This window comes from Sulfitobacter sp. 1A15299 (assembly GCF_043556915.1).
In the GTDB taxonomy this organism is placed as follows: Bacteria; Pseudomonadota; Alphaproteobacteria; order Rhodobacterales; family Rhodobacteraceae; genus Sulfitobacter.
This window is the reverse complement of record NZ_JBIFFJ010000001.1, coordinates 364,683-380,805: the sequence shown is the minus strand read 5'-3', so window position 1 is coordinate 380,805 and position 16,123 is coordinate 364,683. Positions and strand designations below refer to the sequence as shown.

General features: G+C 64.0%; 17 protein-coding genes. 16 read left to right on the top strand and 1 reads right to left on the bottom strand.

Annotation, left to right across the window (positions count from 1 at the left end):
• Positions 1-92: 92 nt before the first annotated feature.
• The 3 genes from aroC to cobO all read left to right on the top strand — a co-directional run bounded on the left by aroC (position 93) and on the right by cobO (position 2,827).
• Positions 93-1,202, top strand: coding sequence for a chorismate synthase (gene aroC, locus ACGYK7_RS01785; protein WP_394398433.1), 1,110 nt, complete (start codon positions 93-95; stop codon positions 1,200-1,202).
• Positions 1,203-1,212: 10 nt separating this feature from the next.
• Positions 1,213-2,151: a DMT family transporter gene (locus ACGYK7_RS01780; protein WP_394398432.1), complete on the top strand. Its 939-nt coding sequence runs from the start codon at positions 1,213-1,215 to the stop codon at positions 2,149-2,151.
• 70 nt (positions 2,152-2,221) lie between these two features.
• Entirely contained in the window at positions 2,222-2,827 is a 606-nt protein-coding gene (gene cobO, locus ACGYK7_RS01775) for a cob(I)yrinic acid a,c-diamide adenosyltransferase (RefSeq protein WP_067265789.1), read from the top strand.
• A gap of 57 nt (positions 2,828-2,884) precedes the next feature.
• Here the strand turns inward: cobO and ACGYK7_RS01770 are convergent, their stop codons facing one another.
• Positions 2,885-4,432 carry an alkaline phosphatase D family protein gene (locus ACGYK7_RS01770; protein ID WP_394398430.1) on the bottom strand — a complete coding sequence of 516 codons (1,548 nt, stop codon included), beginning with the start codon at positions 4,430-4,432 and terminating at the stop codon, positions 2,885-2,887.
• A gap of 206 nt (positions 4,433-4,638) precedes the next feature.
• On the opposite strand from ACGYK7_RS01770, the gene pcaF reads away from it, so the two are divergent.
• From pcaF to lptB, 13 genes are read left to right on the top strand one after another with little or no spacing between them, the layout of a single operon-like run.
• Positions 4,639-5,844: a 3-oxoadipyl-CoA thiolase gene (gene pcaF, locus ACGYK7_RS01765; protein ID WP_394398428.1), complete on the top strand. Its 1,206-nt coding sequence runs from the start codon at positions 4,639-4,641 to the stop codon at positions 5,842-5,844.
• A gap of 28 nt (positions 5,845-5,872) precedes the next feature.
• Positions 5,873-6,865: a 1,2-phenylacetyl-CoA epoxidase subunit PaaA gene (gene paaA, locus ACGYK7_RS01760; RefSeq protein WP_394398426.1), complete on the top strand. Its 993-nt coding sequence runs from the start codon at positions 5,873-5,875 to the stop codon at positions 6,863-6,865.
• A 5-nt stretch (positions 6,866-6,870) separates the two neighbouring features.
• Positions 6,871-7,215 (top strand): 1,2-phenylacetyl-CoA epoxidase subunit PaaB, encoded by a 345-nt coding sequence (gene paaB, locus ACGYK7_RS01755; RefSeq protein ID WP_394398424.1) that lies wholly within the window; start codon positions 6,871-6,873, stop codon positions 7,213-7,215.
• A 35-nt stretch (positions 7,216-7,250) separates the two neighbouring features.
• Positions 7,251-7,973, top strand: a complete 723-nt coding sequence (paaC, locus tag ACGYK7_RS01750; RefSeq protein WP_394398918.1) for a 1,2-phenylacetyl-CoA epoxidase subunit PaaC — start codon at positions 7,251-7,253, stop codon at positions 7,971-7,973.
• Entirely contained in the window at positions 7,967-8,515 is a 549-nt protein-coding gene (paaD, locus tag ACGYK7_RS01745; RefSeq protein ID WP_394398422.1) for a 1,2-phenylacetyl-CoA epoxidase subunit PaaD, read from the top strand. The genes paaC and paaD overlap by 7 nt, the downstream gene beginning before the upstream one ends.
• Positions 8,516-8,522: 7 nt before the next feature.
• Positions 8,523-9,587: a 2Fe-2S iron-sulfur cluster-binding protein gene (locus ACGYK7_RS01740; protein ID WP_394398420.1), complete on the top strand. Its 1,065-nt coding sequence runs from the start codon at positions 8,523-8,525 to the stop codon at positions 9,585-9,587.
• Between the two features lie 10 nt (positions 9,588-9,597).
• Entirely contained in the window at positions 9,598-11,622 is a 2,025-nt protein-coding gene (gene paaZ / locus ACGYK7_RS01735) for a phenylacetic acid degradation bifunctional protein PaaZ (RefSeq protein WP_394398418.1), read from the top strand.
• Positions 11,612-12,391, top strand: coding sequence for a PaaX family transcriptional regulator C-terminal domain-containing protein (locus ACGYK7_RS01730; RefSeq protein ID WP_394398416.1), 780 nt, complete (start codon positions 11,612-11,614; stop codon positions 12,389-12,391). Before paaZ ends, ACGYK7_RS01730 begins: the two co-directional genes overlap by 11 nt.
• A 54-nt stretch (positions 12,392-12,445) precedes the next feature.
• Positions 12,446-13,060, top strand: a complete 615-nt coding sequence (locus ACGYK7_RS01725; RefSeq protein WP_394398414.1) for a ribonuclease D — start codon at positions 12,446-12,448, stop codon at positions 13,058-13,060.
• Positions 13,057-14,025 (top strand): SIS domain-containing protein, encoded by a 969-nt coding sequence (locus ACGYK7_RS01720; RefSeq protein ID WP_394398412.1) that lies wholly within the window; start codon positions 13,057-13,059, stop codon positions 14,023-14,025. Before ACGYK7_RS01725 ends, ACGYK7_RS01720 begins: the two co-directional genes overlap by 4 nt.
• A 6-nt stretch (positions 14,026-14,031) precedes the next feature.
• Positions 14,032-14,640 carry an LPS export ABC transporter periplasmic protein LptC gene (gene lptC / locus ACGYK7_RS01715; protein WP_067267645.1) on the top strand — a complete coding sequence of 203 codons (609 nt, stop codon included), beginning with the start codon at positions 14,032-14,034 and terminating at the stop codon, positions 14,638-14,640.
• Between the two features lie 26 nt (positions 14,641-14,666).
• A complete protein-coding gene (gene lptA, locus ACGYK7_RS01710) occupies positions 14,667-15,140 on the top strand; it encodes a lipopolysaccharide transport periplasmic protein LptA (protein ID WP_394398916.1) in 474 nt (157 codons plus the stop codon).
• Complete coding sequence (gene lptB, locus ACGYK7_RS01705; protein ID WP_394398914.1) at positions 15,137-15,895, top strand: LPS export ABC transporter ATP-binding protein; 759 nt, start codon at positions 15,137-15,139, stop codon at positions 15,893-15,895. The genes lptA and lptB overlap by 4 nt, the downstream gene beginning before the upstream one ends.
• Positions 15,896-16,123: the final 228 nt, after the last annotated feature.

Genomic DNA, 16,123 nt, shown 5'->3' with positions numbered 1-16,123 from the left:
AGGGGTAGATCGGACCTGCACAATTGGCAAGGCAAATCCCCTTGAGGCAGGGGGCTGCCCCGGCTAAGGGTTTGACAACAGGAGGTCCGCCCATGTCGATCAACAGCTTTGGCCATCTTTACCGGGTCACCACATGGGGCGAAAGCCACGGGCCCGCCCTTGGGGCGACCATCGACGGCTGCCCCCCCGGCGTGCCGATTGACGAGGGCATGATCCAACAGTGGCTCGACAAGCGCAAACCGGGCCAGAACAAATACACCACACAGCGGCGCGAAGCGGATGCGGTGCGGATCCTGTCGGGCACCTTCGAAGGGGTCACCACCGGCACGCCGATCCAGCTGATGATCGAGAACACCGATCAACGCTCCAAAGACTACGGCGACATCAAGGACAAGTTCCGCCCCGGTCACGCCGACATCACCTATTTCCAGAAATACGGCATCCGCGACTATCGCGGCGGTGGCCGCTCCTCGGCGCGGGAGACGGCCGCGCGGGTGGCGGCGGGCGGTCTGGCGCGGGAGGCGATCAAGGCGCTGGCCCCAAAGCTTCAGATCACCGGCTACATGGTGCAGATGGGGCCGCATAAGATCGACCGCGAGGCGTTCGATTGGGACCAGATCGACCAAAACCCCTTTTGGGTGCCGGATGCCAAGGCGGCCAGCGACTGGGCCGACTACCTCGACGGGCTGCGCAAATCGGGCAGCAGCGTCGGCGCGATCATCGAAGTCACCGCGCGCGGCGTGCCTGCGGGTCTCGGCGCGCCGGTCTATGGCAAGCTCGACACCGATCTGGCCGCCGCGATGATGAGCATCAATGCCGTCAAAGGTGTGGAGATCGGCGAGGGCATGTCGGCGGCGATGCTGACGGGCGAATTGAACGCCGATGAGATCACCATGGGGCCGGATGGGCCGGAATATTCCTCGAACCACGCGGGCGGCATCTTGGGTGGGATCAGCACCGGGCAGGATGTGGTGCTGCGCTTCGCGGTGAAGCCGACCTCGAGCATCCTGACCACGCGACGCACGATCACGAAACAGGGTGAAGAGACCGAGATCATCACCAAGGGCCGCCACGATCCTTGCGTCGGTATTCGCGCAGTGCCGGTGGGCGAGGCGATGATGGCCTGCGTGCTGCTGGATCACCTGCTGCTGCATCGCGGACAGATTGGCCAGAACCGCGGCATAATCGGCCCCGAGGCGTGAGGATCAAAGCATGAAAGTCGATGATTTCTCCGCCCGCCCCGCCCTTGGTGTCGGTCTGAAAATCACGGCGATCCTGCTTTTCACCTGCATGTCCGCGATCATCAAATCGCTGGCCGACGAAGTGCCCGCAGGCGAGTCGGTCTTTTTTCGCTCCTTCTTTGCCATTCCGGTGATCCTGATCTGGCTCGCGCAACGCGGCAAACTGAAAAGCGGGCTAAAGACGCAAAACCCGATGGGCCATGTCTGGCGCGGACTGTTCGGCACCACGGCGATGGGGCTGACCTTTACCGGCCTCGGCCTGCTGCCCCTGCCCGAGGTCACGGCCATCGGCTTTGCCACACCGATTTTCACCGTCATCCTCGCCGCCGTGTTGCTGGGCGAGAAAATCCGTCTGATCCGCGTGAGTGCCGTGGCGATTGGGTTGGTGGGGGTGATGATCATCCTCTGGCCGCGTTTCACCAGCATCGGCACGATGGAGCAGACGGCCACCATCGGCGCGTTGCTGATCCTGATGGCGACAATGGTGCGCAGCCTCGTGCAGATTCACATTCGCCAATTGGTACAGAACGAAGACACCGCCGCGATCGTCTTCTACTTCTCCTGCACCGCCTCCCTGCTGGCGCTTTGCACCCTGCCTTTCGGCTGGGTCATCCCCGATCCGCAAACCTTTGGCCTCTTGGTCCTCGCCGGGTTGATCGGCGGGGTGGCGCAGATCCTGATCACCTCGGCCTATCGCTTCGGCTCGGCCTCGATGCTGGCGCCCTATGATTACACCTCGATGCTTTTCGCCATTTTGCTGGGCTATGTCTTCTTTGCCGAACTGCCCACGATGATGATGCTGGCGGGGGCGGCGTTGGTGATCAGCGCGGGCGCGTTGGTGATCTGGCGCGAGCGGCAGTTGGGGATGGAACGGGGCAAGGCGCGGTCTGTCACCGATCCCAAAGCGTGATCGAATGCGGGCTTTCGCCCGGCCCGGCCTCTCCCTATGGTGCCCCGAAACCGGATAGAGGAGATGACCGATGAGCGACGCGGATCCGAAAGACCACAAGGAGAAGATGCAGCAGCGTCAGGCCGAACAGCGCGCCAAGGTGGCCGAGTTGCAAGACCCGGACAAGGGTCTGGTGCTGGTCCATACCGGCCCGGGCAAGGGCAAATCCTCTTCCGCCTTCGGCGTCGTGGTGCGCGCGCTTGGCTGGAAACAGCGCGTCGGTGTGGTGCAGTTCATCAAGGGCAAATGGAAAACCGGCGAACGGTTGTTCTTTGAACGGCTGGACGAGGTGACATGGCACACGATGGGCGAAGGCTTCACCTGGGACACCCAAGACCGCAACCGCGACATCGCCGCCGCCGAGGCCGCCTTCGGCAAGGCGCGCGAGATGATGGAAAGCGGGGACTATGACCTTGTGGTGATGGATGAGATCAACATCGCCATCCGCTATGAATACCTCAAGATCGAAGACGTGATCGCCGGGCTCGACGCCCGCGACAAGCGCACCGCCGTCGTGCTCACAGGCCGCGACGCACGGCCCGAGCTTTGCGACTATGCCGATCTGGTGACCGAAATGTCCGAGGTTAAACACCCGTTCAAAGCAGGCATCAAAGCACAGCGCGGCGTCGACTACTGAAACGAAAAGGATCGCCCGCATCCGGGCGATCCTCTCACTGTGCCTTCCAGAGGGCGCTTAGATCGCCGCCCCCTTTGGGTCGAGCGTCACCGAGTAAAGCTCGGTATCGGCGCGGTCCATCAGGCGCACTTTCATCTGCTGGGTCTTGGCGTCGATATCGACCAAGCCAAAGAATTGCAGACCGGCGGAGGGCGGCAGGTTCACCTGACCGTCTTCGGGCGCTTTGACGTATTTCAACTCGGGGCCAAAGGTGCCGTCCAACTCGTTCGGGCCAAAGGTGCCCGCGTGCAGCGGGCCCGAGACAAACTCCCAAAACGGGTCAAAGTCCTGAAACTGCGCCTTGTCGGGGTTGTAGTAATGCGCGGCAGTGTAATGCACATCCGCCGTGAACCAGACCACGTTGTCGACCTGCGCGGTCTTGATGAAACGCAGCAGCCCCGCGATCTCCTGCTCGCGGCCCTTGGCGGCGCCATTGTCGCCATTGGCAACCGCTTCGGCCCCGCCGCCGACGACCAGACCGATGGGCATGTCGCAGGCGATGACCTTCCATGTGGCCGCCGAATTGGTCAACTCGCGCTTGAGCCATGCCATCTGCTCGGCCCCGAGGATATCGGTGGCCTCCGACATCTCGGTCTGCATGTTCTCGCTGTTCGGCCCCCGGTAGCTGCGAAGGTCGAGGAAGAAGACATCCAGCATCGGACCGTAGTTGATCTTGCGGTAGACCCGGCCCGGCTCGCCGGGGGTGATGCGCAGCGGGGTCATCTCATGGAAGGCCTGCGAAGCGCGCGCGGCAAGGACATGGATCGACTTCTCACTATAGCGGTCGTCTTCCATCAGGCTGCGCGACGAGGACCAGTTGTTCACGACCTCATGGTCGTCCCACTGCATGAAGGTCGGCACATGGGCGTTCATCTCGCGCACATGGGCGTCCATCAGGTTGTATTTCCACTGGCCGCGGTATTCGTCCAGCGTCTCGGCCACCTTGCGCTTCTCGTCGATGATGGTTGTGTTCTTCCACATCGTGCCATCATCAAGCTGCACCTCATCCTCAAGCGGGCCATCGGCATAGATGGTGTCTCCGGAATGCAGGAAGAAGTCGGGGCGGTGTTTGGCCATGGTCGCATAGGTGCGCATGCCCTCCTCGTCGATGCCCCAGCCCTGCCCGGCGGTGTCACCGGACCAAGCAAAGCGCAGGTCGCGGCGCGCGGTGGGCGCGGTACGGAAGCGCCCGACGATCGGCTCGGAGGTGGCGTTGATGTCACTCAGGTCCGCAGCGGTGAAGCGGTAGAAGATGTCCTGATCCGAGGGCAGCCCCTCGACCAGACGTTTCACCGCCAAATCGTGGTTCGGCAGTGCGTTCATCGGCGCAAGCTGGCGCGCATTGGCAAAGCTTTCGGTGGTAGAGATTTCGACCTGCACCCGCGCCGGGCGGTCGGTGCGGGTCCAGATCATGCCGGACTGGGTGTCGACATCGCCCGACTGCACCCCATGGGTAAACACCGGGCGCGCGGCCGCACGGCTGAGGCTGGGCATGGCGAGGCTTGCGGCAAAGGCGGTGGAGCCCGCCAGCACAGCGCGGCGGGTCGGGCGGATCAGTTTGGTCATCGTGAGCTTCCTCTGGGGGTGGCGATGGCGGCACAGAACCCCCGACGCGTGACAGATGCCCGACAGCTGCGTGACTCTTTGGCAAAGCTTTGGTGACAGGGCGATGAAGTGTTACCAAAATTCGCAACCTATATTTATTCCGTAACATTCCGATTGAAACGAATCGCCCCGAGGTGTAGATTGCGGTGCAACAACAGGAGACCCCCATGCAGGCTTTCATCTGCGACGCGCAGCGCACCCCCATCGGCCGTTACGGCGGCGCCCTCTCTTCGGTCCGGGCCGACGATCTGGCCGCCGTGCCGCTGAAGGCGTTGATGGAGCGGAATCCCTCGGTGGACTGGGCACGCGTGGATGACGTGATCATGGGCTGCGCCAACCAGGCTGGCGAAGACAACCGCAACGTGGCACGCATGGCCGCCCTGCTGGCGGGTCTGCCGGTCAAGGTGCCGGGCGCCACGATCAACCGTCTCTGCGCCAGCGGTATGGACGCCGTCGGTGCCGCCGCCCGGGCGATCCGCGCCGGAGATATGGACCTCGCCATCGCCGGCGGGATCGAGAGCATGTCGCGCGCACCCTTCGTGATGCCAAAGGCCGAAACCGCTTTTGCGCGCAACAACGCCGTCTATGACACCACAATCGGCTGGCGCTTCGTGAACCCAAAGATGAAGGCGCAGTTCGGCGTCGATTCCATGCCCGAAACCGCCGACAACGTCGCCGCCGATTACGATGTGTCGCGCGAGGACCAAGACGCCTTCGCCGCGCGCAGCCAGGAACGCTATGCCACCGCCGCCGAAAAGGGCATCTTCGCCGAGGAGATCGCCCCCGTCACCATCCCGCAGCGCAAAGGTGATGACGTGGTCGTCGACCGCGACGAACACCCCCGCCCCGGCACCACGCTGGAGAAACTGGGCAAGCTGCGCGGCATCAACGGCGCCGATCTGACTGTGACGGCAGGCAATGCCTCGGGCGTGAACGACGGTGCCGCGGCGATGCTGCTGGCATCCGAGGCAGGCGTGAAGGACCATGGCCTCACCCCAATCGCGCGCGTCGTGGCCATGTCGGCGGCGGGCGTCGAGCCCCGCGTCATGGGCATCGGCCCGATTCCGGCGGTGCGCAAGGTGCTGGACCGCGCGGGTCTCACGATCGAGCAGATGGACGTGATCGAGCTCAACGAAGCCTTCGCGAGCCAGGGCCTCGCCACGCTGCGCGCCCTTGGCGTGCCGGACGACGCGCCCCATGTGAATGCCAACGGCGGTGCCATCGCCATCGGTCACCCCCTTGGCATGTCCGGCGCGCGTCTGGTGATGACGGCGGCGCTGCAGCTCAAGCGGACGGGCGGCAAATATGCGCTATGTACCATGTGTGTGGGCGTGGGTCAGGGTGTCGCCCTGATCCTCGAAAACGCAGGCTGACACTTCTTTCCTAGAAAGGAACGGACCGATGTATGCACAGATGATCAAATCCACCGGCAAGGGCGTCAAATCCCTCGACGAGATGGACCCCGAAGAGCGCGCCTTTCAGGAGCGCATCGACGCGGGCGGCAAGATTGAGCCCAAGGACTGGATGCCCGACGGCTACCGCAAGAACCTGATCCGCCAGATCGGACAGCATGCACATTCCGAGATCGTGGGCCAGTTGCCCGAGGGCAATTGGATCACCCGCGCCCCGACGCTGGAGCGCAAGGCGATCCTTTTGGCCAAGGTGCAGGACGAGGCGGGCCACGGCCTCTACCTCTACTGCGCCGCCGAGACGCTCGGCGTGACCCGCGACCAAATGACCCGCGACCTGCTGTCGGGCAAAATGAAATATTCCTCGATCTTCAACTACCCGACCCTGACTTGGGCCGACATGGGCGCCGTGGGCTGGCTTGTCGACGGGGCCGCGATCATGAATCAGGTGCCGTTGCAGCGCACTTCCTACGGGCCCTACGCCCGCGCCATGGTGCGGATTTGCAAGGAGGAAAGCTTCCACCAGCGGCAGGGCTTCGACATCATGATGAAGATGGCCAAGGGCACGCCCGCCCAGCGCAAGATGGCCCAGGATGCGCTCAACCGCTTCTGGTTCCCGGCGCTGATGATGTTCGGCCCCTCGGACAAGGACTCGGTCCATTCCGCGCAGTCGATGGCTTGGAAGATCAAGATGAACACCAATGATGAGCTGCGCCAGAAGTTCGTCGATGAGACCGTGCCGCAGGCCGAATACCTCGGTCTGACGATCCCCGACGAGACGCTGAAGTTCAACGAAGAGACCGGCCACTACGACTTCGCCGAGCCGGATTGGGAAGAGTTCTTTCAGGTGCTCAAGGGCAATGGCCCCTGCAACACCGAACGGCTGGCGGCGCGCAACAAGGCTTGGGACGAAGGCCGCTGGGTGCGCGAGGGGCTTCTGGCCCACGCCGAGAAAAAGCGCAGCAGACAAATGGCAGCGGAGTAAGCGACATGAGCAGCCCTGAATCCAGCGAATACAAAGGCACCGAAGCCGCCCCCCATGGCAAGGCACGGCCCACCGAATGGCCCCTGTGGGAGATCTTCATCCGCGGCCAGCACGGGCTGAGCCACCGCCATGTCGGCAGCCTGCATGCCGCCGACGCGGAGATGGCGATCAAGAACGCCCGCGACGTCTATACCCGCCGCAACGAGGGCGTGAGCATCTGGGTGGTCGAGGCCAGCGCCATCGCCGCCTCCTCCCCCGAAGAAAAAGGCGCGCTTTATGAGCCTGCCAACGACAAGGTTTACCGCCACCCCACCTTCTACGACATTCCCGACGAAGTGGGGGCGATGTGAGCGGCACCGACCCCAAGTTCGAATTCCTCTGTCGCATGGGCGACAACGCGCTGGTGCTGGGCCACCGCGTCTCGGAATGGTGCGGCGTGGCGCCGGTGCTGGAAGAGGACATCGCGCTGGCCAACGTGGCGCTCGACCTGATCGGTCAGACCCAGTTGTGGCTGGGTCTGGCGGGTGAGGTTGAGGGCGCGGGACGTGATGCCGACGCACTCGCCTTTCACCGCGATGTCTGGGATTTCCGCAATGTCCTGCTGGTGGAGCAGCCCAACGGCGATTTCGGCCAGACCATGATGCGGCAGTTTCTGTTCGACGCATGGCATCTGGCGCAGCTCACCGCGCTGATCGATTCCAGCGACAAGCAGATCGCCGCCATCGCCGAGAAATCCGCGAAAGAGGTGACCTATCACCTCGAACGCTCCTCCGACACGGTGATCGGCCTTGGCGATGGGACCGAGGAAAGCCACCGCCGGATGCAGGCAGCGCTTGACCTGCTTTGGCCCTATGTGGGCGAGATGTTCATCGGCGATGATGTTGACGCCGCTATGGTTGAGGCCGGTATCGCCCCCGATCCGGCGGGCATGCGTAAGAGCTATGACCAACTGGTCGGCGACACTCTGGCGGCGGCGACCCTAACGAGGCCCGAGGATGACTTTGCCCATAGGGGCGGGAAGACCGGCACGCGGCACAGCGAGCATCTGGGCCATATGCTGACCCAGATGCAGTGGCTGCAACGCGCCTACCCGGACGCCACATGGTGAAACCCACGCCCCACAGCCGGCCCGCCCCCGCGCCGGTGCCGGGGGTGGTGCGCGATGCCGCCCCGCGCGGTGCTGCGCGGGCTGAGAAGCCCACGTTGGAGACGGTCTGGGCGTGGCTCTCGGCGATCCCGGACCCGGAGATTCCGGCGATTTCGCTCACCGATCTTGGCATCATCCGCGATGTGGCATGGGACGGCGATACGCTGGTTGTTACCATCACGCCGACCTATTCGGGCTGCCCCGCCACCAGCATCATCAACCTCGATATCGAGACGGCGCTGCACGGCCACGGGATCGAGAAGCTGGAGCTGAAACGCCAGCTCTCCCCGCCCTGGACCACCGACTGGATGAGTGACACCGGCCGCGCCAAGCTCGAAGCCTACGGCATTGCGCCACCGCGCCCCGCCGGCGGGCCGCAGCATTGCCCACACTGCAAATCGAAAGCGGTGGAGCGGATCAGCCAGTTCGGCTCGACCCCCTGCAAGGCGCAATGGCGGTGCCAAGACTGCCTTGAACCCTTTGACTATTTCAAATGTATTTGAGGCCCCGATGAGCCAGTTCCACCCTCTCACCGTTACCGACATTCACCACACCATCCGCGACGCGGTGGTGCTGACGCTGAAGCCGGAAAACCCCGAGGCCTTCGCCTTCACCCAGGGCCAGTACCTGACCTTCAAGCAGGACTTCGACGGCACCGAGTTGCGGCGCAACTACTCGATCTGCGCAGGCTTGGACGATGGCGAGCTGAAGGTCGGGATCAAGCGCGTCGATGGCGGGGCCTTCTCGACCTATGCCAATACCGAACTCAAGGTCGGCGACGTGCTGCACGCCATGCCGCCGCAGGGCAAGTTCTTCACCCCGCTCGAGCCGGAGGTGGCCAAGAACTATCTCGGCTTCGCGGGCGGGTCGGGCATCACCCCGGTGCTGTCGATCCTGAAGACCGTGCTGAAACGCGAGCCGCAGTCGACCTTCACGCTGGTCTATGCCAACCGCGCGGTAAACACGATCATGTTCCGTGAGGAACTCGAAGACCTTAAGAACCGCTACATGGGCCGCCTGACGGTGATCCATATCCTCGAATCCGGGCAGGACATGGAGCTTTTCGAAGGCCGCGTCGATCAGGCGAAATGCGACGCGCTGTTCAAGCACTGGATTCAGATCGACACCATCGACACCGCCTTCATCTGTGGGCCGGAGCCGATGATGCTGGCGATTGCCGAGGCGTTGAAGACCAACGGTCTGGGCGAGGATCAGATCAAATTCGAACTCTTCAGCGAAAGCCAGCAGGGGCGTCTGGCGAAACAGGAAATGGCCAAGCGCAGCGAGGGCCAAAAGGGCACCGAGATCACCGTCATCATCGACGGCGCGCGGCGCAGCTTTTCCATGCAGAAGGGCCAGTCTGTGCTCGAAGCGGCGCTGGAAAACGGTCAGGAGGCGCCGTTCTCCTGCAAGGCCGGGGTCTGTTCGACCTGCATGGGCAAGGTGCTGGAGGGCGAGGTCGAGATGATCTCGAACCACGCGCTGGAGGATTACGAGGTCGAACGCGGCTACGTGCTGACCTGCCAGTCCTACCCGCTGAGCGACACGCTCGTCATCGACTACGACACCCACTGAAGGAGCCGACATGCGCGATATTCACAGTTACGCCGCCGGCGAATGGCTGGCCCCCGGGGCCGGCGCCCGCAACATCGCCAGCGCCATCACCGGCGAGGTGATCGCGCAGGCCGGCAACGACGCGCTGGACGCCGGCGCGATGCTGGGCTTTGCCCGCGAGCATGGCGGCCCTGCCCTGCGCGCCATGACCTTCCACGACCGCGCACGTATGCTCAAGGCGCTGGCGCTGCACCTGATGGAGAACAAACAGGCGCTCTACGACCTGAGCTATGACACCGGCGCCACGCTCTCGGACCACAAGATCGACGTCGACGGCGGGATCGGCACGATGCTGGTCTTCGCCTCCAAGGGCCGGCGCGAGATGCCGGATGCGCATGTCTATCTCGACGGTCCGCCCGAGCAACTGGGCCGCGAGGGGCAGTTCATGGGGCGGCACATCTGCACCCCGCTGCAGGGCGTCGCGGTGCATATCAACGCTTTCAACTTCCCGGTCTGGGGCATGCTGGAGAAGCTCGCCCCCACCCTGCTTGCGGGCGTCCCCGCGATCGTGAAACCGGCCACCGCCACCTGCTACGTCACTGAGCACTGCGTACGGCTGATGCTCGACAGCGGGCTGCTGCCCAAGGGCGCGCTGCAATTCGTGAGCGGGGGCTTGGGCGACATGCTCGACCTGCTCGGCTGTCAGGATGCGGTGGCGTTCACCGGCTCTGCCGACACCGCGCTGAAGCTGCGTGGCAATCCGAAGCTCATGGAAAACTCCGTCCGCTTCACCTCCGAGCAGGACAGTCTCAACGCCTCGGTCCTCGGCCCCGATGCCGTGCCGGGCACGCCGGAGTTCGACCTTTTCGTCAAGGAAGTGCAGCGCGAGATGACCGCCAAGGCGGGGCAGAAATGCACCGCCATCCGCCGCATCATGGTGCCGCAGGCGCAGGTCGACGCGGTGATCGCGGCGCTCTCCGAGCGCCTCGCCAAGACCACCATCGGCGACCCCCGCGCCGAGGACACGCGCATGGGCGCACTGGTCTCGGGCAGCCAGAAACGCGATGTGCTGGAAAAGGTCGGGCTGCTGAGCGCCGAGGCGGAGCGCGTCTTCGGCGACCCCGACAACTTCACCGTGAAGGGTGCCGACCGCGACAAGGGCGCCTTCCTGCCGCCGATGCTGTTCCACTGCGCCGACCCCGACGCCGCCGAGCGGGTGCATGACACCGAGGCTTTCGGCCCCGTCTCCACCCTCATGCCCTACCGCGATCTCGACCACGCGAGCCAGCTTCTGAACCGCGGCCAAGGCTCGCTGGTGGCGTCGATCATCACCAATGACGGCGAGGTCGCGCGCGAGTTGACCATGGGTTCCGCGGCCTTCCACGGACGGCTTTACTTTAACAACCGCAAATCAATGGCTGAGGCCACGGGCCACGGCTCTCCGCTGCCGCATATGGTGCATGGCGGGCCGGGCCGAGCGGGCGGCGGCGAGGAGTTGGGCGGCGTGCGCGGCGTGATGCATTACATGCAGCGCACCGCCGTGCAGGGCAGCCCCGACATTCTCACCGCCATCGGCAAGCAATGGGTGCCGGGGGCCGAGGAAATCACCGACCGCGCCCATCCTTTCACCCGCCGCTTCACCGAGCTCGATCTGGGCGAGACCTTCCATTCGCCCGCGCGTGAGGTGACGCTGGAGGATATCGAGACCTTCGCCCATTTCACCGGCGACACCTTCTATGCCCACATGGATGACGCGGCCGCCAAGGCAAACCCTTTCTTCCCGGGGCGCGTGGCGCATGGCTACCTGCTGCTGAGCTTCGCCGCCGGCCTCTTCGTGCAGCCCGACCCCGGCCCGGTGCTGGCCAACACCGGCCTCGACAACCTGCGCTTTCTCGAACCGGTCTCGGGCGGGGACAGAATCAAGGTGCGGCTCTCGGTCAAGCACAAGACCCCGCGCAACGAGGAATACGGCGAGGTGCGCTGGCATGTAACCTTGACCAACCAGCGCGAGGAGGCGGTTGCGGAATACGACCTGCTGACGATGAATGCCGTCTGAGCACACACCGGCGGTCGTCGCCGCACTCGCGGGCCTTGGCGGTCAGCGGGTCTGGTCGCTGATGGTGAGCCTCTTCGGCGATCTGGCGCAGGGACAGGGTGATGCGATCGACGGGCCGGTGCTGTCGCAGATCATGGCCGCGCTCGACGTGCGGCCCGAGGCAAGCCGCGTGGCGCTGCATCGGCTGCGCAATGACGGGTGGCTACAGTCGCAAAAGGTGGGGCGGATCAGCCAGCACAGCCTGACCGCCCAAGGCCGCGCGGAAAGCGCTGCTGCCAGTCCGCGCATCTACGCCGCGCCGCCGGACCTGTCGGAACCTTGGCAGATGGTCGTGACCGAGGAGAACGGGTCCGAGACCGACAGCGCCCTGCGAGAGGCGGGGTTCATCGCCGCCCTGCCCCGCGCCTATGTCGGACGGGCCGAGAGCGCGGCCCCCAAGGGATGCCTTACCCTGCCCGGCACGCCCCCGCCCGAGTGGCTGCGCCGCGCAGTGGAACCTGCCGCGCTCGAGCCCGACTATGCCGCGCTCTTGGTTGCGCTCAGCGCCTTAGATGCCGAACTTCCCGCTCCGGAGCAACTCATACCCTTAGACGTTGCGGTTTTGCGCTGCCTGATCGTGCACAATTGGCGGCGATTGGTGTTAAAGCATCCCACCCTGCCCGGCGGGCTGATCCGCCCCGAATGGCCTGGCTACCAGTGTCATCTGTTGGTCGACCGCCTGCTGCGCCGCTACCCGCGCCCCGCGTTGCGGGATCTGGCCACCGTCTGACGCGGCGCAAAGCGCTGCTTTCCCATGCCGGGCAAGCAGGATATAGACGTGCTCATGACAAATTTCCTCTATCAGAACGACCTGCCGGATGACCTCGACCTTGGGCCGATGGTCGCGATTGATTGCGAAACCATGGGGCTACATCCGCATCGCGACCGGCTCTGTGTCGTGCAGCTTTCGGGCGGCGATGGTCACGCGCATCTGGTGCAGGTGGCCAAGGGCCAGACCGAGGCGCCGAACCTCTGCGCGCTGCTGGAAAACCCCCATGTGCTGAAGCTGTTCCACTATGGCCGCTTCGACATTGCCGCGATACGCAACACCTTTGGCGCCACCGCGACGCCGGTCTATTGCACCAAGATCGCCAGCCGACTGGTGCGTACCTATACCGACCGGCACGGGCTGGCCAAGCTTTGCCAAGAACTTCTGAGCGTCGATATTTCGAAACAGCAGCAATCCAGCGATTGGGGAGCCGAAGACCTGACCCAAGCGCAGATCGACTATGCCGCCTCCGATGTGCTTTACCTGCACCGGCTGCGCGATGAACTTAACAAACGCCTGATACGCGAAGGCCGGATGGACATGGCGCAGGCCTGTTTCGATTTCCTGCCGATGCGCGCGCGGCTGGATCTGGAGGGATGGCCGGATACGGACATCTTCGCACACGCATGAACACACCTTTCCTCGACACCGCCCGCCGCGTGATCCGCTGCGAAGCCGAGGCGCTGACCCTGCTGGCCGATAGCCTCGATGACCGCTTTCGCGCCGCCGTCGACCTGATGCGCGCCTGCAAGGGCCGGGTGATCGTCACCGGCATCGGCAAATCGGGCCATATCGGCAACAAGATCGCGGCGACGCTGGCCTCCACCGGCACGCCCGCGCAATTCGTCCACCCGGCAGAGGCGAGCCACGGCGATCTGGGCATGATCACCGCCGCCGATGTGGTGCTGGCGATTTCGAACTCGGGCGAAGCGCCGGAACTTGCCAACCTCATCGCCTATTCGCGCCGCTATGCCATTCCGCTCATTGGTATCACCAGCCGCCCCGAAAGCAGCCTTGGCCGCCATAGCGATGTGGTGCTCGAACTGCCCCGCGCGGCAGAGGCCTGCGGCACCGGCGTGGTCCCCACCACCTCGACCACGCTGACGCTGGCGATGGGCGATGCGGTGGCCGTGGCGTTGATGGAGAACCGCGCCTTCACCGCCGAACATTTCCGTGACTTCCACCCCGGCGGCAAGCTGGGCGCGCGGCTAAGCCGCGTGGCCGATCTCATGCATGTGGGCGACAAGCTGCCGCTGGTCACCGTGGACGCCCCTATGCCCGAGGCGCTGAGCGAAATCAGCCGCAAGGGCTTTGGCGTGGTGTGCGTCACCGACGCGCAAGGCGCGCTGGCCGGGATCATCACCATGGGTGACCTCGCCCGGCATCTGGATGGCTTGATGACCATGACCGCCCGCGACGTCATGACCCCCTCGCCCGTGACCATCACCCCCGACGAATTGGCCGAAAAGGCCGTGGGCGTGATGAACACCCGCAAGATCACCTGCCTTATCGTGACCGACCCCGCACAGAACGACGGCAAATCGCCCGTGGGTCTGCTGCATATCCACGACTGCCTGCGCGTCGGGCTTGGGTGACGCGGGATGAAGGGGGATCGCCACTCTCGCGTCGTGTCGTGGCTGAAAGTGCTCTTTCCGCTGATCGCGCTGGCGCTGCTATCGACCCTGTTCTTGCTGTCGCGGGCGATTGAACCGCAGGCCGTGATCCCTTTCGCCGACAAAGAGGTTCAGGAACGGCTGCGCGACCAACAGATCACCGGACCTTTCTATTCCGGCACCACCGCGGATGGCGATCTGATCTCATTCTCTGCCGAGAAGCTGACCACCCCCGGCGGGGAGACCGGCACCAATGAAGCCGAGGAGATCGAGGCCACGCTAGACTTGGAGGGCGGCGCCCAGATCAAGCTCCACTCCGACAGAGGGCGGTTCGACACCGGCGCAGAGGCGGCGGAACTGGCGGGCGATGTGCGGGTTAGCACCTCAACCGGCTACGAAATCCTGTCCGAGCGGATGATCTCGAACCTCACCACGCTTGACCTGCAATCGCCCGGCCCGGTCCAAGCCACCAGCCCCGCGGGCGAGATCACCGCCGGAAGCATGGCCATCACCAATCGGCAGAACAGCGCCGGATCGCAATTGCTTTTCACAAAGGGTGTGAAACTGATATACACGCCGCAAGCAACGAAAGAGTAACTGCCTTGAGACACTTGTTTATTTTGATGCTGCCGCTGTTTTTCGCGCTGCAGGCCGCCCCTGTCTCTGCACAATCTGCCAACGTCGCCTTCGGCGCGCTTGAGCAAGACACCAGTCAACCCGTCGAAGTGACCGCCGACAACCTGTCGGTCGACAATGCCACCGGCACCGCCGTCTTCACGGGCAATGTTTTGATTTCTCAGGGCGAAATGACCCTCTCCGCTGGGAAGGTCGAGGTCGTCTATCGCGCCTCGGATCAGGGCATCGCCAAGCTGGAGGCGACCGGCGGCGTGGTCTTGGTCGCTGGTGAGGACGCCGCTGAATCGCAGCGCGCCGATTACGACATCGACGCAGGCACCTTGGTGATGCGCGGCGACGTGCTGATGACCCAGGGCCCCAGTGCCCTGAGCGCGCAAGAGATGACGGTAAACCTGAACGGCGGCACGGCACAGATGTCGGGCGGCGTGAAGACCATTTTGCAGCCCGGCAGCGACAACTGATGCCGCCTGAACTGAAAGTCGCCGGGGGCGATTCCGGCCTGCGCATTCAGCACCTGCGCAAGTCTTACCGCAAGAAAGCTGTGATCCGCGACTTTTCGATGGAGCTCGACCGGGGCGAGGTCGTGGCCCTTTTGGGACCGAACGGCTCAGGCAAGACGACGACGTTCTACGCGGTGGCCGGTCTGGTCACGCCCGAAGGCGGGCGCGTCACCGTGGACGGCAAAGACGTGACCACCCTGCCCATGTATCGCCGCGCCCAGCTTGGCATCGGCTATCTGCCGCAGGAGATGAGCATTTTTCGCGGGCTGTCGGTGCAAGACAACATCAGCGCAATCCTCGATATTCGGGTCAAACATCGCCACCAGCGCCGCGAGCGGCTGGAAGAGTTGCTGACCGAATTTTCCATCGAACACCTGCGCCGCGCGCCTGCCCTGGCCCTATCGGGTGGGGAACGGCGCCGGGTGGAAATCGCCCGCTGTCTGGCCGCCAACCCGAACTATCTGCTGCTTGATGAACCCTTTGCCGGGGTCGATCCCATCTCGGTCGGGGACATTCGGCAATTGGTTGCCGACCTCAAGAAACGCGGCATCGGGGTGCTGATCACCGATCACAATGTGCGCGAAACCCTAGAGATCGTGGACCGCGCCTATATCCTGCATGAGGGCAAAGTTCTGATGTCCGGAACGCCCGAAGAAGTTGTGCAAAACGAGAATGTGCGCCGCGTCTACCTTGGCGATAACTTCCGTATTTCCTAAGACTTAGCGCGTTTTTCCGTGTCTTCCAGACCTCGGCGAAGCCTTGCCCGCATGATGCGGGAAACCGCTCTGATTGTAGCGATAAAAGGGTGGCGCGCGCATCGGCGCCATTGACTTTCAAACCGAAACGCGGCCTCATTGAGCTATGGTGACATCGCGTTCCTGTTTGATCCTGCATCGCCCTTCCCGCGAAGGAACGGTCAAAATCATCCTGGTCGCAGCGCCATT